Source organism: Arthrobacter sp. DMZ02-1R (genome assembly GCF_057747935.1).
The window spans coordinates 4,603,426-4,627,845 of the sequence record NZ_CM173230.1 but is presented as its reverse complement, the minus strand read 5'-3'; the positions used below and the strand labels follow the sequence as shown (position 1 = coordinate 4,627,845).

At 65.2% G+C, this 24,420-nt stretch carries 19 protein-coding genes; 6 read left to right on the top strand and 13 right to left on the bottom strand.

The features are described from left to right. The 5 genes from AC3ANQ_RS21975 to AC3ANQ_RS21955 all read right to left on the bottom strand — a co-directional run bounded on the left by AC3ANQ_RS21975 (position 1) and on the right by AC3ANQ_RS21955 (position 5,349). Positions 1–798, bottom strand: coding sequence for a sugar phosphate isomerase/epimerase family protein (locus AC3ANQ_RS21975; protein WP_488302998.1), 798 nt, complete (start codon positions 796–798; stop codon positions 1–3). Then, positions 795–1,625, bottom strand: coding sequence for a triose-phosphate isomerase family protein (locus tag AC3ANQ_RS21970; RefSeq protein ID WP_488302997.1), 831 nt, complete (start codon positions 1,623–1,625; stop codon positions 795–797). The genes AC3ANQ_RS21975 and AC3ANQ_RS21970 overlap by 4 nt, the downstream gene beginning before the upstream one ends. After that, positions 1,609–2,079, bottom strand: coding sequence for a ribose-5-phosphate isomerase (locus AC3ANQ_RS21965; protein WP_488302996.1), 471 nt, complete (start codon positions 2,077–2,079; stop codon positions 1,609–1,611). The genes AC3ANQ_RS21970 and AC3ANQ_RS21965 overlap by 17 nt, the downstream gene beginning before the upstream one ends. After that, entirely contained in the window at positions 2,076–3,830 is a 1,755-nt protein-coding gene (locus tag AC3ANQ_RS21960) for a dihydroxyacetone kinase family protein (protein ID WP_488302995.1), read from the bottom strand. Before AC3ANQ_RS21960 ends, AC3ANQ_RS21965 begins: the two co-directional genes overlap by 4 nt. Positions 3,831–3,981: 151 nt before the next feature. Beyond that, positions 3,982–5,349 carry an MFS transporter gene (locus AC3ANQ_RS21955; protein ID WP_488302994.1) on the bottom strand — a complete coding sequence of 456 codons (1,368 nt, stop codon included), beginning with the start codon at positions 5,347–5,349 and terminating at the stop codon, positions 3,982–3,984. A gap of 252 nt (positions 5,350–5,601) precedes the next feature. On the opposite strand from AC3ANQ_RS21955, the gene AC3ANQ_RS21950 reads away from it, so the two are divergent. The 3 genes from AC3ANQ_RS21950 (at position 5,602) to AC3ANQ_RS21940 (ending at position 9,013) form a co-directional block, all read left to right on the top strand. Beyond that, a complete protein-coding gene (locus tag AC3ANQ_RS21950; RefSeq protein WP_488302993.1) occupies positions 5,602–6,345 on the top strand; it encodes a FadR/GntR family transcriptional regulator in 744 nt (247 codons plus the stop codon). Between the two features lie 151 nt (positions 6,346–6,496). Then, positions 6,497–8,239 carry a D-apionate lactonase family protein gene (locus AC3ANQ_RS21945; RefSeq protein WP_488302992.1) on the top strand — a complete coding sequence of 581 codons (1,743 nt, stop codon included), beginning with the start codon at positions 6,497–6,499 and terminating at the stop codon, positions 8,237–8,239. Between the two features lie 18 nt (positions 8,240–8,257). Then, positions 8,258–9,013: an SDR family NAD(P)-dependent oxidoreductase gene (locus AC3ANQ_RS21940; protein WP_488302991.1), complete on the top strand. Its 756-nt coding sequence runs from the start codon at positions 8,258–8,260 to the stop codon at positions 9,011–9,013. On the opposite strand, the gene AC3ANQ_RS21935 is transcribed toward AC3ANQ_RS21940, so the two are convergent. The 6 genes from AC3ANQ_RS21935 to AC3ANQ_RS21910 all read right to left on the bottom strand — a co-directional run bounded on the left by AC3ANQ_RS21935 (position 8,962) and on the right by AC3ANQ_RS21910 (position 16,760). After that, on the bottom strand, positions 8,962–9,603 hold the full coding sequence (locus tag AC3ANQ_RS21935) for a TetR/AcrR family transcriptional regulator (protein WP_488302990.1): 642 nt from the start codon (positions 9,601–9,603) through the stop codon (positions 8,962–8,964). The genes AC3ANQ_RS21940 and AC3ANQ_RS21935 overlap by 52 nt on opposite strands. A 2-nt stretch (positions 9,604–9,605) precedes the next feature. Then, on the bottom strand, positions 9,606–11,483 hold the full coding sequence (locus tag AC3ANQ_RS21930; RefSeq protein WP_488302989.1) for a glycoside hydrolase family 3 protein: 1,878 nt from the start codon (positions 11,481–11,483) through the stop codon (positions 9,606–9,608). Continuing rightward, complete coding sequence (locus tag AC3ANQ_RS21925) at positions 11,480–12,343, bottom strand: ATP-binding cassette domain-containing protein (protein ID WP_488302988.1); 864 nt, start codon at positions 12,341–12,343, stop codon at positions 11,480–11,482. Before AC3ANQ_RS21925 ends, AC3ANQ_RS21930 begins: the two co-directional genes overlap by 4 nt. A gap of 3 nt (positions 12,344–12,346) precedes the next feature. Then, entirely contained in the window at positions 12,347–14,194 is a 1,848-nt protein-coding gene (locus tag AC3ANQ_RS21920) for a dipeptide/oligopeptide/nickel ABC transporter permease/ATP-binding protein (protein WP_488302987.1), read from the bottom strand. Next, positions 14,191–15,132: an ABC transporter permease gene (locus AC3ANQ_RS21915; RefSeq protein ID WP_488302986.1), complete on the bottom strand. Its 942-nt coding sequence runs from the start codon at positions 15,130–15,132 to the stop codon at positions 14,191–14,193. The genes AC3ANQ_RS21920 and AC3ANQ_RS21915 overlap by 4 nt, the downstream gene beginning before the upstream one ends. Positions 15,133–15,212: 80 nt before the next feature. After that, the gene (locus tag AC3ANQ_RS21910; protein ID WP_488302985.1) at positions 15,213–16,760 is read right to left on the bottom strand and encodes an ABC transporter substrate-binding protein; all 1,548 of its coding nucleotides are present in this window, start codon (positions 16,758–16,760) and stop codon (positions 15,213–15,215) included. 197 nt (positions 16,761–16,957) lie between these two features. Here AC3ANQ_RS21910 and AC3ANQ_RS21905 point away from each other — a divergent pair, with 197 nt between their 5' ends. Further along, the gene (locus tag AC3ANQ_RS21905; RefSeq protein WP_488302984.1) at positions 16,958–19,147 is read left to right on the top strand and encodes a glycoside hydrolase family 3 protein; all 2,190 of its coding nucleotides are present in this window, start codon (positions 16,958–16,960) and stop codon (positions 19,145–19,147) included. Positions 19,148–19,205: 58 nt separating this feature from the next. Beyond that, positions 19,206–20,978 carry a DUF5605 domain-containing protein gene (locus AC3ANQ_RS21900; RefSeq protein WP_488302983.1) on the top strand — a complete coding sequence of 591 codons (1,773 nt, stop codon included), beginning with the start codon at positions 19,206–19,208 and terminating at the stop codon, positions 20,976–20,978. Positions 20,979–21,176: 198 nt separating this feature from the next. Here the strand turns inward: AC3ANQ_RS21900 and hutG are convergent, their stop codons facing one another. Beyond that, positions 21,177–22,142 carry a formimidoylglutamase gene (gene hutG / locus AC3ANQ_RS21895; protein WP_488302982.1) on the bottom strand — a complete coding sequence of 322 codons (966 nt, stop codon included), beginning with the start codon at positions 22,140–22,142 and terminating at the stop codon, positions 21,177–21,179. 73 nt (positions 22,143–22,215) lie between these two features. Next, positions 22,216–23,658, bottom strand: coding sequence for an NCS2 family permease (locus tag AC3ANQ_RS21890; protein WP_488302981.1), 1,443 nt, complete (start codon positions 23,656–23,658; stop codon positions 22,216–22,218). Positions 23,659–23,772: 114 nt separating this feature from the next. On the opposite strand from AC3ANQ_RS21890, the gene AC3ANQ_RS21885 reads away from it, so the two are divergent. After that, on the top strand, positions 23,773–24,414 hold the full coding sequence (locus AC3ANQ_RS21885; protein ID WP_488302980.1) for a copper resistance CopC family protein: 642 nt from the start codon (positions 23,773–23,775) through the stop codon (positions 24,412–24,414). The last annotated feature ends 6 nt before the right edge of the window (positions 24,415–24,420 follow it).

Here is a 24,420-nt window from a genome sequence, read left to right as displayed (position 1 = left end):
TCACTTGCTCCTTAGGAATTCGAGGCTTTGTTGGGTCCACTGATTTTCGAGACGGATGGTTTCCGCCTCTGAGTCCTGCCAGGGCAGCCAGTGTTCGACGATCTGGTTGATGTTTCTTTGCGCGGGCTGAATCTTTCCGGCCATGTAGTCATAGTCCAGAAGACCCTCGCCGAGCGGTGCGCCCGAGTACGTGAACCCGACCCACCCCTCTTTGCGGCTGAACGCAAAGTCTTTGATGTGCATGTTCAAGACATAGGGCGCGACGGCGTCAATCACCTCGCGGGGCATCTCCAGCGCCGCGACGGTGTTGGCGGGGTCGCTGCAGATTCCCAGGTATGGGCTGTCCACCCGGCGGATCACGTCCAGGATCCGTGCGGTGGGAACCTGTTCATAGGTCTCGACGGCGATCCGCACGCCTGCTGCCTCAAACTCGGGCAGGATCTCGGTGAAGATTGCGGTGGCTTCGTCGGCGTCGGGGGTGTGGCCCGGGGCGTTGAACATGGTGCGCAACAGCTCCGAGCCGAGGATCCCGGCGATCTGCAGGAACTTCCGCAAGTGGTCCGGGCGGATGCCCTTCGTGCCCAGTTCCAGCGTGATGCCGAGGGAATCCGCGGTGGCGCGGACGGCTGCCAGTTCGTCGTCGGTCATATGCTCCAGGGGAGCGTAGTCGCAGATCTGGAACAGCTTCACGCCCAGTTCCGCAGTGCGCCGCAGCGCGTCGTGGATGCTGAGGGGCTCGGTGACCTTGTCCGAGAGTTGCCAGAAGAACGCGTAGCTGCTGAGGCCGATCGTGCTCATGCCCGCACCCCGTTCGCCGATACTGCAGCGGTTGCCGCGAGGCGGGCTGCAGCCTCATCGAGGATGGTCTTGAGCGCTTTCGGATCGTGTGCGAAGCGGCCTAGGAACAAGCCAGCGACGGACATGTCCAACTGGCTGATCAGTCCGGGTCCTGCGCTGCCGCCGTAGATGACCCTGCTCTGGGCCTGGCCCCGCAGGTTCCGGAGGTGCTCGTCCAGGCCGCGGACCACGGCGCTGATGTATTCCGGGGTGGCCGGTTCCGGGGCGCCGATGGCCCACTGTGGTTCGTAGGCCACGATGGTGCGGCTGGCTGGTCCGAGAGATTCGGCCCGATTGAGGGCGGCGTCGATCTCGGCGGTGCAGTGGGCGACGGCCTCTTCGGGTGAGCCGGAGTTCAACTCGCCGACGCAGAGAACCGGGGTGAGGCCATTGCGGTAGGCCGCTGCAGCCTTGAGCCCGATGATTGCTCCGTCCTCGCCGAAGATCCGGCGGCGTTCTGCGTGGCCGACTTCGGCATAGCGTCCGCCAAGTTCTGCCACCATCTTTCCGCTGACTTCACCAGTGAAAGCCCCTTCGTCTTCCCAGAAGATGTCCTGGGCTCCGGTGCCAACGCCGGCAGCACCGAGGATCCGCGCTGCTTCCGGCATCGTCGGGAACCCAGGTAGGACGAACAACTCGATCTCGCCGCTCAGGACCGCCGGATGCGCCGCCGCGATGGTGGCCACTTCCCGGCAGTATTCGAGTGTGCGTTCGTAGCCGAAGTACATCTTCAGGCTGACGCCTATGACCGCGCCGGCGCTCACAGCGGGTTTAGCAGGACGTGACACTCTCGTAGTCCTTAATGAGTGTGACCTTCTCGGCGGACGCCGAGGACTCGTCGAAGGTGTATGTGAGCCACTCCTTGGCGAGGCGGCGGGCCAATTCCAGGCCGACGACGCGCTGGCCGAAGGTGAGGACCTGGGCATTGTTGCTCAGGATGGCCCGTTCCACGGAGAAGGAGTCATGAGCGGTGACGGCGCGGATGCCGGGGACCTTGTTGGCGGCGATAGCCACCCCCAGTCCCGTGCCGCATACCAGCAGGGCTCGGTCGGCCTTGCCTGCGGCGATGAGCTCGGCAGCAGCGATGGCCACGGACGGGTAAGGGGTGTGGCTGATGGCGTCCACTCCGACGTCGTGGACGGATTCGACCAGTTCGCTGGCCTCGAGGTCGGCCTTCAGGGCTTCCTTGTACTCGAATCCGGCGTCGTCCGATCCTATGACCAGGCGCAGTTTGGTGCTCATGCTGTCTCCTTAATGCTGTTTTCGACGGTGTTCTCCTTGAGGAGGGACTCGTGGATTGCCTTGACAATCAGGGCCATCGAAACGGCTCCGGCGTCCGGGGTGCCCAGGCTCTTCTCGGCATGCGGGCGGGCGCGGCCCATGAGAGGCAGCAGTTGGGCGGTGGCTTCGGCCGCGGACTCGGCTACGGCGACGGCGGCGCCCCACGCTTCGGTCAGGGACTGGCCGTCCTGCACGCCGGCTTCGAGGGTGTCGCGGAACGGGACCAGGACATCCACCATGGTCTTGTCGCCCACCTTGGCCTTGCCGAAGTTCATGATCGCCGCGGCGGCGTCGCTCACACCGGCGGCGACAGCACCGCCGTCGGGCGCGTTGGCGTCTCCCAAGGCGTCGCCGACGGCCCGCAGCGCCATGCCCCATAGGGCGCCCGAGGTTCCGCCGGCCTTATCAGCCCAGGCGTCCCCGGCGAGGTGCAAGGTGGTGGCCGCGCCGGCACCACGTACGACGGCGTCTGCCGCGGCTTCCACTGCGGCGCGGACTCCGCGTTCCATGCCGATGCCGTGGTCGCCGTCTCCGGCGATCGCATCGATGCGGCCGAGTTCGCCAGCGTTTGCATCTACGACGTCTTTGGCGGCTCCAAGGGCTGCGAGGACGCGGACGGCAGCCTCGCGGGACTCAGCCGTAGCGTCAGGGATGGAAAGTTCGACGTCGGCCAGCTCGGCGTCGTCGGACGCCAGCGCTTGCGAGGTGACCGCCCCGCGGCGGAAGGCCGGTGCGTCGGCCGGTGCGAGCCAGAGTTGTTCGAGTTCCTCGTCCAGCCAGAAGAGGGTCAGGGACGTGCCTGCCATGTCGAAGCTCGTGACGAGCTCGCCCACCTGGGGATCGACGACGTCGAGCCCCGTCTCGGCGAGCAGCCGCGCCACGCGGCGGTACACCACGAAAAGTTCCTCGTACTTCACGCTGCCCAAGCCGTTGAGGATGGGGACAACGCGCGCACGATTGGCCTCGATGCCTTCAGGGATCTCGGCGAGGAGCTTGGCGACCATCAGCTCAGCGAGCTCATCCGCCGTCGGGATGTCGGTTTCGCCGATGCCGGGTTCGCCGTGGATTCCCATTCCGACTGCCATGCGGCCTTCGGGGACGGTGAAGAGCGGCTGCTCCGAGCCGGGAAGCGTGCACCCGCTGAAAGCGACCCCGAAGGAACGGGTGCGGTGGTTGGCGCGTTCCGCGATCTGCACAGTCTGGTCCATCGTATAGCCGGCTTCGGACGCGGCGGCGGCGACCTTGAAGACGGTCAGGTCCCCGGCGATGCCGCGGCGCTTGGCACGCTCGGACGGCGGGGCGCTGGAGATATCGTCCGTGACGGCGATGCTGCGGCAGTCGATTCCCTCCTTGCGGAGCTTCTCCTGGGCCTGCGTGAAATGCAGGACATCGCCGGCGTAGTTGCCGTAGCCCAGAAGCACGCCGCCGCCGTTGTCCGCAGCCTTGGCCACGTTGTAGACCTGCTGCGCGGAAGGTGAGGCAAACAGGTTGCCCATCGCGGCGCCGTGGGCCAGCCCTTGGCCGACGAGCCCCCCGAAGGCCGGGTAGTGGCCCGAACCGCCGCCGATCACCAGCGCGACCGATCCGGGAGTGCTGCGAGTGCTGCGGGCGACGCCGCCGGAGACGCGCCGTACCCAGCGGCCGTGCGATGCGACGAAACCTTCGATCATTTCGTCAGCGAAGGCTGAAGGCTCATTGAACAAGCGGGTCATACGGAACTCCTGGACCTAATAGCGAGGATTGGGTGGTGCCGGACGGCGGGCGGGCTTCGTGGGTGGAGCGCCCCAACTGACTGGCAGTTGTTGTCGTTATGACGCTCAAAACGACAACAACTGCGAGTCAGTTGGGAGGGTGAGCCCGCAGTTAAGGCTCGGCGTGGTGGCCGGCGCCTGCGGGGTCCAGTGCTTCAGCGGGGACGCCTTCGCTGGCTTTGCCCTGGCGGCTGAGGGTAACCATCAGGATCGAGGACAGGAGCATGAAGCCACCCACCACGAACATGGGCACCGTGTAGCTGCCTGTCCAGTCCTTGAGCCAGCCCGTGACGTAGCCGGCGCTGAAGCCTGCCAGGTTGCCGACCGTGTTGATCAGGGCGATGCCCGCTGCCGCTGCCGCGCCGGTAAGGAACTGCGTGGGCACGGTCCAGAAGTTCGGAAGGGCCGCGAAGATGGACATGGCGGTGATGGTGATGACGGCGATCGTGGCGGCCGGGGAGCCAGCGAACAGCGCCAACGGAATACTGACGGCGCCGGTCAGTGCCGGGAGGGCGATGTGCCACGTCTTGACGCCGCGCTTGGTGGCGTCCCTGGACCAGAAATACAAGGCAATGGCGGCCGGCAAGTACGGGATCGCGGTGATGAGCCCTTGCTGGAAGACGTCGAACTTCGTGCCGAACTGGGTCTCGAAACCCTTGATGATGGTCGGCAGGAAGAAGCCGAGTGCGTACAGGCCGTAGATAAAGCCGAAGTAGATGAGGGAGAGCATCCAAACGCGGCCGTTGCCGAACACGGTACGGACGCTGACGTGCTTGTTGCTGGCAGCGGTTGTTTCCTTTTCCTTTGCGAGAGCGCCGGTCAGCCAGGTCTTTTCCTCAGACGTCAGCCACTTGGCCTTGGCTGGGGAATCGGCCAGGAAGAACCAGGAAATGATCCCGATCGCGATTGCCGGGATGGCGACGCCGAAGAACATGAAGCGCCAGCCTTCAAGCCCGAAGAACACGCCGTGCTGCTGGATCAACGCGCCGGCCAGCGGAGCGCCGATCACCGTGGTCAGCGGCTGTGCCAAGTAGAAGAGGGCAAGGATCTTACTGCGGTGCTTTGCTGGAACCCAGAGGCTCAGGAAGAGGATGGCGCCGGGGAAGAACCCGGCCTCGGCCACACCCAGGATGAAGCGCAGGATGTAGAGCTGGTCCACGTTGCCCACCCAGGTGAACAGGAGGGACACAATGCCCCAGCTGACCATGATGCGGGCCAGCCAACGGCGCGCACCGAACTTGTGCAGGGCCAGGTTGCTGGGGATCTCCAGCAGGATGTAACCGATGAAGAAGACGCCCGACGCGAAGCCGAACTGCGCTGCGGAGAGCGCCAGATCCTTATTCATGCCGTTCGGGCCGGCGAACGAAATGGCCGTCCGGTCCAGGTAATTGATGAAGAACATCAAGGCAACGAACGGCACCAGCCGGATCGCGACCTTCCTGATGGCTGATCGTTCGACCACCGGTTGTGTGGTGTCCACATTGACTCCTAGAGGTTGCCGGAGCGCGTTGTCCTTCGGTGGACTGGACGGCTCTCGGGTTTTCTTAGTGCCGATCCGTGGACTTCCATGCCTCAGGACCGAGCTAAGCGTGTGATAAAAACCATAAGCCTCCGAAGGCAAATTGGTCAACCGGTTGACTGATCTTATTTTATTGATCGCTCTCCGCTGGCAAGCGATCGAGGGGCGTCAGGGAGCGTCAGAAATTGGTCATCCGGTTGCTACGCTGTGAAGATGTCAGCGAATCCCGCCGCAGCAGCGGCCCATATGACGGCAGCTCTTGCCCCCATGGAGCACGGCTCCGTCGTCTCCGAGGTCGCGGAGAGGCTGCTCGCGTACTTCACCAGCGGCGACATTGCGGCGGGGACGCGCCTCCCTGCGGAGCGGCAACTGGCGGCATCACTCGGCGTCGGGCGTTCAGCGGTGCGCGAAGCGTTAGCTGCTTTGGAAATCCTCGGCATTGTGATCGTGCGGCCCGGATCCGGAACGTACCTGCGCGACGGCGCCTCCGAGCTCTTGCCCCGTACCTTGAGTTGGGGGCTCATGCTGGGCGAGCCGCGCACGCGCGAACTTGTCGAGCTGCGCAGCGGCTTGGAGGTCCAAGCGGTTCAGCTGGCCGCAGCCCGCATTAGCGATGAGGCGCTGGATCGCATGCGCGCCAACCTCGACTCGATGGAGGCCGGCCTGGATAATCTCGTGGTCTTCGTCGAAGCCGACGCCGCATTCCACAAGGAAATCGCGTCTGCTTCCGGGAACCAGGTCCTGCAGGAACTCCTGCAGAGCATTCGATCTCTCCTGCGGATCTGGGTGGACAGGGCGCTGACCGATGAGGGTCACGCCGCCGCGGCGCTCGCCGAGCATCGCGCGATCTTCAAGGCCCTCGAATCCCGCGACATCACCCTGGTGACGGACGCCATGGTCTCGCATATGGATACGGCGTCGCGTCGCCTGCTGGCGGGCTACGACGCAGCCCAATAGCTCCGCTCCTGCGGCCGTTCGGGCCTGGCTGTTGGCGACGCTGGTCGCGCCGCGTGGATCAAATATTGGTCAACCGGTTGACTTGTGGCGTGGTGCCCATCACAATTGACTCTGGTTACGCCTACTTCCGTCCTCGCTGCAAAGGCCTGCTGTGATCAATGACGAAAACCACGCCAGGCTGTTTGCTCCATCGGAAGCGGTGGAGGCGGCAGGATGGTGTGCCGAGCTACGCAACGATGAACTCTCGGACATCACGTTCAACGGCATTCCGGTACTCCGCGCCATCCGAGCAGTGGTCCGCGACCACGACTGGCGCACCCTCCTGCCCACCGTCAGCCGGGTGGCGCAACACACCCGCGACGGCGGTGTCACGCTCTTGCTAGACATCGGCTTCGCCGGTTTCGGCTCCAGCTACACAGGCGAGCTCGCCATTCACCTCCTGAAGGACAGCGTCAAGGTAACGTTCGACGGCGTCGCTCCCGATGCCTTCCGCAGCAACCGGATCGGGCTGGTGGTCCTGCATCGCCCCGACGACGCCGGCAGTGCGGTGACCATCGGCAGTCCAGGCGGCGCTAGCACGCCGTCGTTCTTCCCCACGGATATCAGTCCGCACCAGCCTTTCCTGGACATCTCGTCGATGGAATGGGAGCGCGACGGGACCGGCTTCAGGCTCGACTTCCACGGCGACGTCTTCGAGACCGAGGACCAGCGGAACTGGACGGACGCCTCCTTCAAGACCTACGGCACGCCTCTTTCCAAGCCCTTCCCCGTAGAAGTTTCCGCCGGCGACCGCGTCCACCAGTCGGTGCTCCTGACGGCACTGCCTGGGCCTGCGACGGAGCCGGGACCGCTGCCGGTCCCGGAAGCTGTCCTCACAGTGCTCGGCGGCGTGACGGCCCGCGTGCCGGCGCTTTCGGTTTCGGCTTCATCGGCTTCGGCGGCGGCGTCCCGGCCGCATTCCGAACCCATCTCCGGCTTGGATGCGCTGCTTCTCGAACTGACGCCCGGCCCGGACACGGAGCGCTCAATCCGGCGCGCCAAGGAAGAAGCCGCAGCGCTGGACGTTCCGCTGGATGTACGCCTGTCAGTGGATTCGCCGGATCGCATCGGAGAACTCCTCGACCTCCTGCCGCTCGACAACGTGGTGCGGCTCGCGGTGTTCGACGCTTTCAGCCACGTCACGGAGCCTGATCTGTGGGATGGGCTCAGTCTCGACGCTGGCCGGCGCGGCTATACCGGCACTCTGCTTGCCGGAGCACGGTCCCACTTCACGGAGCTGAACCGCAATGCGGAACGCCTCCCCTCGGACGCGGACGCCGTCACGTTCAGCATCACTCCGCAGATGCACGCCACCGAGGTGCCGCACGTCGTCGAAACCCTGCCGATGCAGCGGCTCACGGCGCTCAATGCCCTTCGGATCGGCTTAGGACGGCCGCTGCACCTCGGGCCAGTCACCCTGAAGGCTAGGTTCAACGCTGTAGCGACGGTCGGCGACGATTCGGACGCCGAAGCCATGGCCACAGATCCGCTGCAGCCCGAGCCGTTCACGGCCGCCTGGATGCTGGGCAGCATCGCGGCCCTTAGCGTTCCCGGCGTCGAATCCGTCAGCTACTTCGAAGCAACAGGACCGCGCGGGATCCGCGGACCCGGCGGCCTAACGCCTGCGGGCGAGCTGCTGGCCGCCCTCGCCGCCTTGCGCGGCTGCGAGGTTCTTGACGTGGCTGGCGAGGTGCCCGGCGTCGTGCTGTATCCCGTGCGCGACGGCGGCAAGACGGTCCTGTTCGCCTCCAACCTCACAGCCAAACCGCTGACCGCCGTCGTCCGGCTGCCGGGCGGAGACAGTACCAATATTGAACTTGAGCCGTGGACCGCCGTTGTTCGCCGCTTCGACTGAACCGAAAGAGGAATGACTATGAGTAATCGGCTAGATGGCAAGACCGCGCTGGTCACAGGCGCCGGCTCGGGTATTGGACTTGCCGTTGCCCAGCGCTTCGTCGCCGAAGGCGCTCGCGTGTACTTCGCCGACGTCAACCTGGAAGCTGCCGAGAAGGCGGCTGCCGGCACGGGATCGGCCCTGGCGCGGGCTATACACATGGATATCTCCGACGAAGCCAGCGTGGTTGCGGGCTACGCCGCCGTTGCCGAGGGTGGCCCGCTGGACGTGGTTGTGGCCAACGCTGGCGTGCAGCTGTTCGGCCAGGACGCCCGCGTGGGAGACCTGGATCTGGCCGTCTGGGAGAAGACCGTGTCCATCAACCAGCGCGGCGCATTCCTGACCCTCAAGCACGCAGTCCGTGCCATGGAAGGTCATGGCGGGTCCATCATCTGCACCGGCAGCCCTACCGCCGTAGTGGCCTGCGGGCAGACGTTCACCGCCTACACAAGCTCAAAAGCAGGGGTGCATGGCCTTGCGCGGGTAGTCGCCGCCGACTACGCTGCCGCAGGAATCCGCGTCAACACCGTGGTCCCGGGCTACACCGAGACCCCGCTTGTGCAGACCATCGCCGACGATCCAGTGAGCCGCGCCGGGCTGGTCAACTCCACTATGCTCGGCCGCCCCGGAATGGCGGCCGACGTCGAGGGCATCATGGTGTTCCTCGCCAGCGACGATTCCGCTTACGCCACTGGCGGGCTGTTCACTGTGGACGGCGGACTGACGGCGCTGTGACGCGCGTACTTGTTCCACAGGGCGTCCACGGTCCCGGGCAGGTCGATGGCTGGATCGATCGCCCATTGGGACTGGAGGCCGTCGGAGAGGGCCAGAAGCATGCGGGCCACCACTGCGGCGTCCGCATCCGGATCGAACAGCCCCGCCTTCTGGCGGCGTTCAATGTCCCGGGTCACCCTGCTGTGGGTCACAACGTCGCGGTCCAGGAAATACTCATGGCAGGGGTGCTCCGGATCCACGGCCTGGGCCTGGAGGCTGACGTAGAGCTGTACCAAGCCGGGCACTTCCACGTTGTGGTGCGCCAGCCGGATGATGAGCGGGAGCTCATTGAGGTCCGAGGAAGGAGCCAGCTCCTCTCGGTTGACCTCGTCACGCTTCCGGAGGACTTCCGCGAGCAGCTTTTCCTTGGTGTCGAAGTGGTGGAGGAGGCCAGCCTGCGTCATGCCGACCTCGTCAGCAATGTCCCGCAAGATCGTGGCGGTGTAGCCGTTCCGGCCAATGACGTCCAGGGCACTGCGGAGGATATTTTCCTTGGTGGCCCGTCCGCGCGCATAGGAACCCCTCCGGGGCCGGACTTCGGGACTCTTCACCGTCATAGCTCCATCCCAAATCCACACTCGTACAGGGCATCCTCCAGGTCTCCAGGGACGTCAGGTCGTGATGCTATCACCGACGCTTCCGAGCGAGGAAGCTGGAACGGCAAGCGTCCCTCCGGAGGCACCGCACCCGTCAGCGCTTGCAGGACAGCCGCGTCCGAAGCGCCATAAACCGCGGCGATGGCGGCGCACTGTGGCTCCAGCGGTGTCAGGACCGCTGGCCTGTCCAAATGGGCAACCACGACGACGGGAACCGCCTCGGCGAGCCGGCCCACCCGCTCGATAGTCCCGGCGTCGAATTCCAGGCTCCCGGCATGGAAGCTTGACTCAAGCATGTACTGGTCACGGAAATCGAAGGGAGCGTTGACCCGTACGATGGCGACGTCGGCGTCCTCGGCGTTGACTGCGTGTTCCAGGCCGGCCAGTGCCAGCGCCTCCGCGGAGACTTCCTGGGAGAACACCCGCGTGCCGGGACGAAGCGGCAGGATCGGCCGCGGGGCGGAAACAGCACCGCCGTCGTGGACCGCGGAATTCTTCAGCAGCGTCACCGAGCGGGCCTGAGCACGCGTGCCCGCATCGACAAATTCAGGAAGTCCCGTCCGTTGCGCTGCCAGGGATTCGTCCACGTAGGGGTCATCGAACAGGCCGAGCTGGAACTTCACGCTGAGCAGCCTCCGCACGGACTCGTCGATCCGTTCTTCGCTGACCCGCCCCTGGCGGACAAGGTCCACCACAACTTCAGGGCACTCTTCGCCGCCCAACTGGTCGCAGCCGGCGTCGATGATCTTCAGCACCCGGTCCTCAACGGAAAGGTGCTCGACGCCCCATGCGCGCGGCGGCAACTGCCGTCCGTGAAGGCGGGATTCGGTCACCAGTCCCCAGTCGGTGCACACGACGCCGGTGTACCCGAGTTTGTCGCGGAGGAGGCCCTGGATGATCTGCCGGTTATAGCCGAAGCCGACCTCCTCAACCGGCTCGCCGTCGAGCTCCAGGCCCACGGGCAAGCCGTAGTAAGGCATGATCGCGGACACCCCCCGGGAGATGACCCGGCGGAACGGCTCCAAGTGGTAATCGAACATGCCGCCCGGGTAGACCTGCTCCCGGCCATACGGGAAGTGGGCGTCCTCGCCGTCCAGCTGGGGACCGCCACCGGGGAAGTGCTTGGCCATACAGGCGACGCTGCCGTCGTCGAGCGCTTCACCCTCAAAACCGTCCAGGTACGCCAAAGCCAGCCGGGACACCAGGCCGGCGTCTTGGCCAAAGGTGCCGTATTGGCGGGCCCAGCGGGGTTCCGTGGCTAGGTCGATGGTCGGGTGCAGCGCAGTGCGAATTCCGACGGCCGTGTACTCCTTGCGCGCGATCCCCGCGAATTCGCGGACCAGCTCTTCGTCTCCGATCGCCGCCATGCCGAGCGGCTCGGGCCACGCGGAGAAGTGGATCGCCGTGAACGACGCTCCCCAGTTTTCGGCAAAGGAATGCCGGGGATCAGTGGAGAGGGTCACGGGGATACCGTGCGGAGTGTCCGCTGCACGCCTCTGCACCTCGTTCACCCACTTGGCTGCAAGCCTGGGCTCGGGGAGGAAGTGGACGTTGATGTGGTTGATGAGTTTGTCCCCAACCAGCTCGGCGAGGCCGGAACGGCCCGCGCGTGGCGCGTCATCGTCAAGCGAGCCGCTCTCGGTGGCGCTGGCCATTGTGTGGAACATGAGGCCGGCCTTCTCCTCGAGCGACAGCCGGCCTAAGAGGTCCTCAACCCGCTCCTGCACAGGCCGCCGCGGATCCTCGTATGGATCCATGACGCCGTTGCCGTTGAGGTCGCGGAACAATACCCCGTCCGGGCTCTGCTTGAACTCTTCCCGCGCTGCCACACTCATGCTGCCGGCTCCGCAGCGGCCGCCACCAACTGGCGCCGGGCTTCCCGCCGCTCGCGCTGCTGGGTGGGATGGGGTACTGGCGCGGACATGAAGAGCTTTCGGGTGTAGGGGTGCACGGGATCGGACGTTACCTGCTCCGCCCGGCCGTGTTCAACGATCCTCCCCTTGTAGAGAACGATCACATTGTGGCTGATGTGGCGAATGACGCTGAGGTCGTGGGACACAAACAGGTAGGACACGCCGGTGCTCTCCTGGATTTCGACGAGGAGGTCCAGGACCCGTGCCTGCGTGGTGAGGTCCAGCGCGGACACGGGCTCGTCGCAGACAATGAGCCGGGGCTCGACGGCGATGGCGCGGGCGATTGCGATCCGCTGGCGTTGGCCGCCGGAGAATTCCCGCGGCAGGCGGCTCCCTGCATCCGAGGGCAAATGGACGCTGTCCAGGAGGCCCCTGATCTTTTGGATGGCGTCTTTCCGGGCCGTGCCTTTCCCGCTCCTGCCCAGGATGGTGAGTGGCTCGGCGAGGATGTCCTCCACCGTCATGGACGGGTTCAGCGAAGTGTACGGATCCTGGAAGACAACTTGGATATCCCTGCTGAGTGCCCGCCGTTCGTTACGGCCGGCCTGTGTGATGTCCTTGCCATCGAAGGTGATCCGGCCGGCGGTGGGCTTGACCAGGCCAAGGATGGACCGCCCGATTGTCGTCTTGCCCGAGCCGGATTCGCCCACGAGGCCCAGGGTCTCGCCGGGGCGGAGGGAGAAGGAGATGTCTTCGAGGGCCCGGAAGGCCGGCTTCCGGCCCTGGCCGGGGTACTCCACGGCCAGGCCATCCACCTCGAGGAGCCGTGTGTTGTTCGGCATCGCTTACTCCCTGCCTTGGGTCGGGGACGTCATTACGCCGTTGGGGAAGAGTACGTCGTCATCGAACGGATACGGGCGGGCCGCGCCGTCCTCCAGCATGGAGTTGAGCAGCTTGCGGGTGTACTCATGGTCCGGTTCGGTGAGGATCTTCTCGACGTCGTCCATCTCCACAATGCGGCCAGCCTGCATGACCGCCACCTTGTTGCAGATATCGGCAACGACGCCGAAGTTGTGGGTCACAAGGACTACCGCCATGCCGGTTTCGCGCTGCAGGTCGCGGAGCAAGTCAAGGACTTCTGCCTGGACGGTGACGTCCAGTGCCGTGGTCGGCTCGTCGGCGATGAGCAGGCGCGGATTGCAGGACACGGCACCGGCAATGAGGACGCGCTGCGCCATGCCGCCGGAAATCTCATGCGGGTAGGACTTGAACGTCTTCTCCGGGTCGGCGATGCCCACGCGTGCCAGCAGGGCAAGGGCGCGCTTCTCGGCGTCTTGCTTGGACAGGCCGAGCCGTGTCCGCATGGGGACCGTGAGCTGGTAGCCGATCCGGAAGGACGGATCCAGGTTGCTCATGGGCTCCTGCGGGACGTAGGCGATATCGGTGCCTCGGAGCGCCCCGCGTTCCGCCTTCCCAAGCGCGGTGAGTTCCTTGCCCTCAAACGTGATCGAGCCGCCGGACACGCGTCCGCCGTCGGGCAGCAGGCCAAGGACCGCGAAGGCCGTCTGGGTCTTGCCGGAGCCGGATTCGCCCACCAGGCCCAGCACTTCGCCGGGACCCACGTGGAAGCTGACGCCATGGACCACTTCCTTCCGGGTGGCACCGGTGCCGTAAGCCACTTTGAGGTCCCGGACGGACAGGAGTGCCTCTTCCGGGTGCGCGGCGACGGAAGCCGGTGCCGCCGTCGTCGAGGTGCCTGCCGCGGGTGCGGCGGTCGGTGCGGCGGCTTTCGAAGCCTTCACCGCGCGCGCACTCGTGCCGGAGTGGCCGCGTTCCTCGAGGGCGTCGCGGAGGGCGTTGCCGAAGAGGACCAGCGCCATGCACATGAGGCCGATGGCCAGGCTCGGCCAGAAGATCAGCGATGGGTTGAGGACGATCTTGCGGAAGCCCTCGTTGAGCATGTTGCCCCAGGACGGGACGGAGTTGTCGCTGACGCCGAGGAACTCGAGACCGGCCTGGATGGCGACGGCGATGCTGGCCACCCGCGCGGCTTGGATGATGACCGGAGCCCGGACAACGGTGAGGATGTGCCTGGCGATAATCCGTGCGTCGCTCAGCCCTGAGACGCGTGCGGCGTCCACGTAGAGTTCGTTCTTCACTGCCTGCACGGCGCCGCGCACCACCCGGTAGAAGCTGGGGGCTAGGTGCACGCCGAAGATGGTCATTGCGATCCACACGGAGGGGCCGACGACGGCGCGCACGGCCAGCAGGATGACGATGCCGGGGAGTGCCATGTTGAGGTTGTTGAACCACGACGAGGCGGTGTCGAACCAGCCCCCGTAGTAGCCGGCCACGAGTCCGGCGGAGACGCCGATGACCAGTGCCACGACGAGGGCGATGGCGGCACCGATCAGGTTCACGCGGCTGCCCCAGAGGAGGCGGCTCATGGTGTCCCGGCCGGAGCCGTCTGTGCCCAGGAGGTGCCGTCCGCTCGGCGGCTGCATGGCTTCCCTGAGGTTGACCGCGTTCGGATCGGGGACGCCGAGCAGGGGCACAACGATTGCGACGACGATGATCACCGCCAAGACGATGCAGGACGCCAGGCCGAGGGGGTTCCCTAGGAAGCGTCGGACCAGCCCCGGGCGGGCAACCACGGGTTCGACGCCGGTGGGGACTTCTGTCGCGAGGGTCATGACAGGCGCACTTTCGGGTTGAGCCAAGCGACGAGGACGTCGACGAGGAGATTGACGATGACGATGATGAGCACCACGGCGAGGACCACTCCGATGATGAGGGGCAGGTCCGTGCGGCTGGTCGATTCGACGGCCAGGGAGCCCAGCCCCGGGAGGGCGAAGACGGACTCGATGACAACGGCGCCGCCCAGGATGCCGACTACCTGTACCGCGAGGGTAGTGAGGCCGTTGGTGGAAGCGTTGCGTAGGACGCTGGTGAGGATGATCCGCCGTTCGGAGAGCCCGCGGCTGCGCACCGTGCGGATGTAGTCGTGGCGAAGAACCTCCAGCGTGGCGCTTCGGACCTGCGTGGCGACTCCGGCGACGCCCCCAATGGTGAGGGCGATCACCGGCAAAGTGATGGCCCGGACCCAACCGCCAGGCGATTCCGTCAGTGGGATGAAACCCGTGGCCGGGAACCATTTCAGTTGGATGGCGAAGTACGTGACCAGGAACAGCGCCACGATGAAGGATGGCAGTGCGTCCCCGAGCGTGGCGAGGATTTGCAGCGTGCGGTCCACCCATCCCTTGCGGACTGCGGCGTAGATGCCCGAAGCGAAGGCCAACACGCCGGTCAACAAGGTCACGACGATCACCAGGCTGAGCGTCACCGGCAGCCTGACCATGAGGGTGCTCCACACCGAGGCGCTGCCGAAGTAGGAGGCGCCGAGGTCGCCGCCGAGGGCCTTCATCAGCCAGGTGAAGTACTGGACGAGCAGGGGCTGATCCAGTCCGAGTTCGTGGTTCTTGAGGGCTACCTGGGCCTCTGATGCGTTCTCCCCGAGGATGTTGCGGGCGATGTCGCCGGCCGCCGGGAAGAGCAGGACATAGGCCAGGAAGGACACAGCCAAGAGAAGGACCACTGCGGACAATAGCCGCCGTAGTAAGAAGTTGGTCACCTTGGACTCCTTGGTCAGGGTGCAGGTCAGGTCTGGTGCGGGGAAGGGGTGCCGGGGCTTCAGCCCCGGCACCCTCGTTGCTACTTGCCCGTGGGCTTGTAGTTGTAGATGGACGGAACCGCTTGCTCCGCCTGGTTCTCTACGGCGACCTTGTCGTCGTGGTAAAAGAACTGCTCAAGGCGGTACAGGGGGCTGAACCAGTGCTGGTCAACGAGGTACTGGTTGAGTTGCTTGGCTGCGTCGCCTGCGGTCTTTTCGTCGCCGGTCTGAACCTTTTGGATCAGGGCGTTCAGCTCAGGGGTCTGGGACTTCAGCGGGTTGTACGGAGCATTGGGCGCAATGAGCAGCTGGATGTTCCGCCAGTCGTCACGCTGCACGAGGCTCATGTAGGAGACTGCGAAGTCGCCCCGCAGCATTGACGGGATTGCTTGGCCGGGACCCCATTGGTGCCGGACCACCTTGACGCCGATCGCCTTCCAGTTCTGCTCGATGGAGTCGTAGATGGCGGGGTCGAAGACCGGGCTGATCGGCAGTGTCACGGTCATGTTCTCGGCGCCGGCATCCTTGAGGAGCTGCTTTGCGCGTGCGGGATCGTACTTGTAGGCGCCGTCGAGGCTTGCGTCGTAAGCCGCGACATTAGGGCGGAAGGTCTGGCTGGTCAGCTGGCCCTTGCCCAGTGCGACAGCCTGCAGGAGGGCGTCACGGTCGATAGCCAGGGTAAGGGCTTCGCGGACGCGGGGATCCTTGAGCTCGGGTGTCATGGTCCCGTTACGGTCGAAGAAGAAGATGCCCTCCCAGTTCGTCGAATACGGCTGGTGCAAAAGCCCGGCCGTTTCGGCGTCGGTTGCAGACGCTGCCCGGGCGAGTATTGCGGCGTCAATCTGGCCTGACTTCAGGGCGTTCAGGCGTGCGGTCTCGTCTGTCAAGATCTGGAACTCGACTTTGTCATACGGGAGCTTGTCACCCCAGTAGGAATCGTTCCGCTTGTACGAGATCTTGGATCCCGCCACAGTGTTGGCGGTATCCAGGACGTAGGGGCCCGTGCCCACAGGGTTGGTCTTGATTCCCGGTGTCTCCAGTGCGTTGGGGGCGCCCATGTAGCCAGCGGCATTCGTTAGGGAATACGGAAGTCCGGGATCCGCCGCTGACAGCTTCAGTACCGCGGTGGTCGCGTCGGGTGTTGTCACGGACGCGACGGACTTCAAAGAGCTGGCCAGTGGGCCGTTGGCCTTTTTGAAGTGCTCCACGTTGGCTTTCACTGCAGCGGAGTCAAAGACCTCGCCGTCGCTGAACTTGACGCCTGTGCGCAGCTTCAGGGTGTAGCTGAGTTTGTCTGCGCTCGCCTCCCACGAGGTGGCAAGCATCGGACTCAAGGTGCCGTCCGGGTTGAGCTTGATCAGGGGATCGTAGGCGGCTTGGTAGACCGGGGCCAAGTGGCCTTCGTTGGCCTGTGCCGGATCGTAGCTGGTCGGCTCCTGCAGGGAGCCGATTCGAAGCAGGGGCGCGGTGGCAGGTCCAGCCTGCGCCTGCTGTGTTTGCGTTGACGTGCCGCCGCAGGCGGTGAACGCCAGGGCCGAGACGACGGCGGTCACCACCGTCGGTAGAAGCCGGCTCTTGATGCCCATCATTCCTCTTCCTAAGACTCCGTTGTGGTTAGGTTCGGCACCGAACAAGCATGTGCCGCTCGTCACATGCTAAATTGAATTAAGCATTCAGCGCAAGGTGTGACGCTCTAAGGCTGAGATTCAAGTCATAGTGGCAGTCAAATCCGAAATCGAATTTTGTTTCCACCCAAAAGCTGCGTAAACCCAGTAGGTAGCCAGCAATGATCGACGACGAAGTGAGGATCATGAACCAGGAAGTCACCGCCTTTGAAGCCGCCGTGGCGCGAATCAGGGCAGGATCCCATCCGCACGCTGAAGCCAAGGCGCTGTACCAAGAGTTGAGCGGCGATGAAAGACTTGGACTGCTCGACGGCGACACGCCCTTTTGGGAGGGCATGGCCGAGATTGCGCGTGGATACAACCAGCGGCCCTATGTCCACGGAGAAGTAGCCCGCTTGGGTGTTCCTGGCATTCGCTTCGTCGACGGTCCCCGCGGTTGCGTACCTGGACAAGGCACTGCGTTCCCCGTTTCCATGGCGCGGGGAGCCACTTGGGATCCGTCCTTGGAGGAAAGGGTGGGGGAGGCCATCGGCCGGGAAGTCCGCGCACAGGGCGGGAATCTTTTTGGCGGTGTGTGCATCAACTTGCCGCGGCATCCCGCGTGGGGGCGGGCGCAAGAGACTTACGGCGACGATTCCCACCACTTGGGCGAGTTCGGGGCGGCCCTGACGCGGGGAGTCCAGAAATATGCCATGGCATGCGTGAAGCACTATGCCGTGAACTCTATGGAGAACGCGCGGTTCCATGTGGATGTAACCCTCGACGAGGCAACGCTCCACGAGATGTACTTGCCGCATTTCAAGCGCTCGATCAATGAGGGTGCGGCGGCGATCATGACTGCGTACAACTCAGTGAACGGTGATTGGTGTGGCCAGAACACCTACCTCCTCACCGAGGTCTTGCGCGATCAGTGGGCTTGGGATGGAATCACGGGGAGTGATTTCATCTTCGGCCTGCGCGACGCGGCTGCCTCCCTCAATGCGGGGCTGGATGTCGAAGAACCCTTCTCCCAAGTTCGCGGGATGCACCTGCGCAAGGCGTTGGAGGAGGGGCACACCTCCTGGGAGTACGTGGAGCGTGCCGGATTGCGCCTGCTGACGGTCCAGCTCAGATCCTACGCCGCTCGCGTGGAACAGGATCCGCCCGTTGCCGTCATGGCCAACGGGGAGCACCGGGCTTTGGCACGAGAGGTAGCGGCCCGTGCCATGGTGCTGCTGAAAAATGACAAGGTCGGAGGAGCGGCAGTCCTGCCCCTGGATGCGGACTCGGTCCGCAGCATCGCAGTGATCGGGCGCCTGGCTGTCCGGCCGAACATGGGGGACCTCGGGTCATCCAACGTCCACCCGCCGAGCTCGACGACGCCGCTCGAAGGGATCCACGCCGCATTCCCCGGAGCAAGAATCATCGTTGTTGCCCAGGACGATCCGGAGGCCGCCGGGAGGGCGGCCCGGGAGGCCGACGTCGCGATCGTCGTCGTCGGCTTTGACGAGCGGGATGAGGGCGAATTCATCGGAGCCGGCACACTGACCGACCCTGAACTTCTGGGGCTCTTCCCGCCCCGGCCCGCCGGCGTCGAAATGCCGAAGCCCAAGAAGGGCGCGGGGATGACCGCGGGCGAAGGCTATGGCGGGGACAGGACTTCCCTCCGGCTGCGTCCCATCGACGAGGAGATCATCCGTGCCGTGGGAGCCGCGAATCCGCGCACTGTAGTGAATGTCGTGGCCGCTGGCGCCGTCATCTCCGAAAACTGGCGCCACAACGTGCCTGCGATCGTCATGATGTGGTACCCGGGAATGGAAGGCGGCCATGCCTTGGCCGATGTCCTCACCGGTGCCCACAACCCATCAGGCCGTCTTCCGTACTCCATTCCCACCTCGGAGGAGCACCTTCCGGCCTTTGACCGCGATGCACATGAGATGACCTATGACCGGTGGCACGGCCAGCGGCTGCTCAACAAACTTGGCGTGGAAGCGGCCTTCCCCCATGGATTTGGGCTGTCCTACACCACCTTCGGCATCCGGGAGGGAAGCGTCATATCGGGCCCCGACGGAATCACGGTACGTGCCACGGTCGCCAACATGGGGGAACGCGACGGACACCACGTGGTGCAGGTCTATGGGCAGCGCACCGATGGAATCCATACCGGCGAATGGTTGCTTGCGGGGTTCCTGAGCGTGTTCGTCCCGTCGGGCGGGACAATCGACGTCGCCGTTCCGGTTTCGCTCACGGCCCTGGGCTCATGGAACCAGGCCACGAAGTCAATCGACGCACCTGCGGCCACGTCCGTCCTGTTCAGAGTCGGCGCCCACGCCGAAGATCCCCAGGCCCTCCGCTTGGCAGTCACTGCCTAGGCTGGCCCTACGGCTACAGCCACGTCCCTTACTCCACGAGAACCCTGTGAAGGCAAAGATGACCACCTACACCGCGAAATCCCCGCTCATTGCCGTGATGCGCCATTCCGAAGGGAACCGCATCGTAAAGGAGCGGGTCCCCTCGCTTGTCAACAGCCCGCTGCTGCACGCGCTCTACTTCCATGAGGTGGGTTTGATCCTCGGCACAGAGCCGGGGCTCCGTGGAAAGCCCGGGGAAGTGGCGGAGATCCTGCGGTTGATCGAGTCGCTTGAGCCGGAGGACCTAGTTGCCCGGCGCGCCGCGGCAGCCGCCGTCGACGTTCCCCCTCCGTCCGGAGACTATGAGCCGGGCTCGGTGGAGCGCGGCAGCGCGGGTGCGGCATACCCGACGACGGCGGCAGCCGGGGAGCGCTTCGAGCTCACCCTGGCTGGTCCCTCGCATGGGAACCCGTTCACCGCTGTGGAGCTCCGGGCGGTGTTCACGTCTCCGTCCGGTGGCACGCTCAGTGTCCCCGGGTTCTATGACGGCGATGGCGTGTACCGGGTGCGGTTGTTGGTGCCGGAGGCGGGGGAGTGGTTGTTCGCCACCAAGAGCAACGCCCGGTCCCTGGACGGGGTCACCGGCGCGTTCACGGCCGGCGAGGCCGCTGCCGGGGCCAGGGGCGTGGTCCGGGTGGCGAAGACCTTCCACTTCGCCTATGAGGACGGCACCCCGTACCTGCCCGTCGGCACCACGTCCTACGCCTGGACCCATCAGGGCGAGGCGTTGGAGAAGCAGACCCTGGACACCCTGGCGGCCGGGCCGTTCAACAAGCTGCGCATGTGCGTTTTCCCGAAGTCCTACCTGTTCAACGAGAACGAACCGGAGCTGTACCCGTTCGAGGGTTCCCTGTCAGCGGGGTTCGATTACGGGCGGCCCAACCCGGAGTTCTACCGGCACCTGGAACACAGGATCGGCCAACTGGACGGGCTGGGCATCGAAGCGGACCTGATCCTGTTCCACGCCTACGACCGTTGGGGCTTCTCCACCATGAGCCCGGGCCAGGATGACCGCTACCTGAAGTACGTCGTGGCGCGGCTGGCCTCGCACCGGAACATCTGGTGGTCCTTGGCCAACGAGTACGATCTGCTGTTCCGCAAGACCACCGGGGACTGGGAGCGTTTCGCCGGCATCGTCCAGGCCAACGATCCCAGCGGGCACCTGCTGTCGATCCACAATTGCCATGCGTTCTACGACTACTCCCGGCCGTGGATCACGCACAGCAGCATCCAGCGCCAGGACGTGCACAAGACGGCCGAGTTCACCCGCGAGTGGCGGGACCGGTGGCAGAAGCCGGTGGTCATCGACGAGTGCGCCTACGAGGGCAACATCGATCAGGGCTGGGGCAACATCACCGGCGAGGAAATGACGCGGCGGTTCTGGGAGGGGGCCATCCGCGGCGGCTACGTCGGACACGGGGAAACCTACATGCACCCGGCGGACGTGCTGTGGTGGGCCAAGGGCGGGGAACTGCACGGGTCCAGCCCGGACCGGATCGCCTTCCTGCGCCGCATCCTGGCGGAAACCCCGGGAGGATTCCTCGAACCGCTTCCCGGCGCCTGGGACGTCCCGGCCGCGGGCATCCGGCACGAGTACGAGCTCAGCTACTTCGGCTTCAACCAGCCCGCGTACCGGAACTTCGTGATGCCCGCCGGCCGTGTCTACGAGGTGGACATCATCGACACCTGGAACATGACCATCGACACCCTCCCGGACACCGTGGAGGGACGGTTCCGCCTCGAGCTGCCCGGCCGCCAGTTCATCGCCGTGAGGCTCCGCGCCGTCGGCTAAGCCCAAGCAATCCCCACCGCCACCCTCGCCTCGCAAGTCCCCACCGGCTCCCAGCCTTCGCAAGCTCAGGCAGGGGCCCTCGCCGGTGTGGCCCCACGGACAGGGAACCCGGGCGGCGTGGGCCCACGCAGTTGTTGTCGTTTTGAGCGCTCAGAACGACAACTACTGCCAGCCAGTTGGGTAAAGACCACGAAACCCCTACGCCAGCAGGGTGTTCACCAGGCGCGCGGCCACCTTGGCGGTCCGCGAGTCGATATCGAACTCGGGGTTGAGCTCGGCAACATCAAGGTGCAGGAGCTTGCCGCTGGCGGCCACCTGCTTGCACACCGCGCTGATGATGGGCAGCGGAACGCCATACGCCGCGGGAGCGCTCACACCAGGGGCCACCGACGCCGGCAGCACGTCGAGGTCAATCGTCAAGTACAGCGCATCCACGCTGTCCAGGAACCGCGCCACGAACTCCTGCACGGCCTCCGCGGAGCAGTCCTCGTCCAGGAGGTACTTCACGCGCAGGCGATCTGCCGTGTCGAAGAGGGTGCGCGTGTTGTTGGGCTCGGAAATTCCGACGACGGCGTAGTTCAGTTCGCGGCCGGCGGCGGCTTCCGCGCGTGCCATCTGCAGGAACGGCGTGCCCGAGCTCGGCACCGGCTCGTCCCGCAGGTCGAAATGCGCATCAAGGTTCAGGACTCCGAGGCGTTTGCCGCTTTTTACGGCCTCCGAGCCAGCCGCGCCCAGGTAGCTGGCGAAGGCGGTTTCGTGCCCGCCGCCAAGCAGCACAGTGAGGTTGCCGGCGTCGAGCAATTCCGAAATCACGCGTCCTGCGCGCTCCTGGCCCGCCTCAAGGGAGCCGTCCTCCACCACGACGTCGCCGGCGTCGAACACGTCCCGGTCCAGATGGAAAGCCATCGGGCCCAAGGCTTGGCGGATAGCCTCCGGCGCGGCCGCCGCGCCAATGCGACCCTTGTTGCGCCGCACGCCTTCGTCACTGCGGAAGCCCACGACGACGGCGGGCCGGGAGCCCGTTTCTGTCGCGCCGGGGGTGGCGGCGCCGGGAGTGTGGGGCGTCACCGCTTGCCACCAGCGGCGGTGCTCATCGCCGTCGCCGTCGAAGCGGCCGGTCCACGGCGTGGGGCGGACATCGGCAACAGCAGGGGAAATCTCCATGATTCAAGCTCACCGCATGGCGGCGTCGGGAAACACTGTTTGCACGCCGCGGGTGTCCGGTATTCCGGAAAGGCTACTTGACGCCCAAGATTTCCTCGACCGAACCGATCCCGAAGAACAGCAGGAATGCCGCGGCCACAGCCCACATGAGCGGGTGCACTTCACGCGCCCGGCCCTGGAAGGTGCGGATCAGGGCGAAGGAAATGAATCCGGCGCCCAGGCCGTTGGCGATCGAGTAGGTGAACGGCATGAGGGCCATGGTCAGGAACGCCGGAATACCCACACCCCAGTCCTGCCAATGGATCTTGCCCACCTGGGACACCATCATGAAGCCCACCACCACCAGGGCGGGTGCCACGGCTTCGAACGGGACTAGGTTGATGAGCGGGGTGAAGAACATGGCCACCAGGAACAGCAGGCCAGTCACGATCGAGGCCAAACCGGTCCGGGCACCCTCGCCGATGCCGGCCCCTGACTCCACGAAGATCTGGTTGGAGGATACGGACGAACCGCCACCGATGATCGCGCCAAGGGCGTCCACTTGCAGGACACGGTCCACATTGGGGATGTTTCCGTGCTTGTCGATGTTTCCTGCTTCCCTGGCAAGGCCCACCATGGTGCCCATGGCGTCGAAGAAGATGCTGAGGAGGATCACGAACGCCAGCAACGTGGCGGCGATGAAGCCAAGGTGCTCGAATGCACCGAAGGGGTTCGCCTTACCGATGAGCGACAGGTCCGGGGCAGCCCATTCGGTGAACTTGGGCGCAACGAGGGACCAGCCGCGGGGATTGTAGGTCTTCCCGTCGAAACTCGGACCGATGTGCAGGGTGAATTCGAGAATGGCCGCGAGGGCCGTGGAGGCGACTATGCCGATCAGGATGGCGCCACGCACTTTTCGGACCACCAGCGCGATGGTCAGCACCAGGCCCACGACGAACACCAAAGTGGGCCAGCCAAGCAGCTTCCCATCGACGCCTAGGCCCAGCGGGACCGTGGTGCCGGCGGCGTCCGGAATACGGCGCACGAAGCCGGCATTGACCAGGCCGATCAAGGCGATGAAAAGCCCGATGCCCACCACGATCGCCGTCTTCAGTGCTTCGGGAACGGCTTTGAAGACCGCGGTCCGGAAACCCGTCAGAACCAGGATCAGCATGGTCAGGCCCGACAGCATCACGAGGCCCATCATGTCCGGCCACGTCAGGCCGGGGTGAGAGGCAATCGTTACGGCCACGAAGGCGTTGACGCCCAGCCCGGTGGCCACGGCGAAGGGGTGTTTGGCCCACGCCCCCATGAGGATGGTCAGGATACCGGCCACGAAGGCGGTGGTAGCGGCGACCGCGGGGAAACCGAGGGACGCGCCGCTGGAGTCTGCCCCGGAGAGGATCAAGGGATTGAGGACCACGATGTAGCTCATGGCAAAGAACGTGGCGAAGCCGCCCCGGATTTCCCGCGAGTAGTTGGATCCGCGCTCCGAAATCTTGAAGTAGCGATCGATGGCTGAGCCCTGTTTGAGCATGGAGGTCTCCGGGGATCGGGGAAGTGTGCTCTCAAATCCTATGCCCGCGGCTTCGGCCCTCCCGCAAATTCGCCTAGTCTGTAAGGAATCCAACACCAAGGGAGTCACTCGCTCATGCGCCCCATCCGCCAGCTTCTGGCCGTCGTCGTCGCTCTTACCGCGGTTCTTTTCGCTGCCGTCCTCTTCTCAGCGGCACCGGCCTTCGCGCACGACGTCGCCGAGTCAACCTCACCGGCCAACGGATCAACAGTTGCGGGCGTCCCGGACTCGGTTTCGGTCACGTTCAACAACCGGCCTCTCATGCTCGGTTCGCAGATCCGGGTCAACGACGCTTCCGGCCAGAACTGGGCAGACGGTTCCGTGGAAATTGTGGACGCGGTGGTGTCGCAGAAGCTGCGGCCCGGCGCCCCTGCCGGGGCGTTCACCGTCATCTGGCGCGTTGTCAGCTCGGATTCGCACCCCATCGAGGGCACCTTCACCTTCACCGCGAAAGCAGGAGGTACGACGTCGGGCGGCGCTTCCTCGAGCACCCAGCCCTCCGCGCCGGTTCCCACGGCCGGCACAGTCGCGCCGGGTTCCACCACGCCGCCGGACAAGGCGCCTGATGCTTCCCAGCCGTTCCCTTGGAGCATTGTGGTCTTCGCGGCCGTGGCAGTGGCGCTGCTGGTGTACCAGGGCGTGACTGCACAACGCCGACTGGCAATGGGTGATTCCGGTGATTCCGAGGACTCCGACAACGAGCCCGAGGGATCGTAGGGAGCC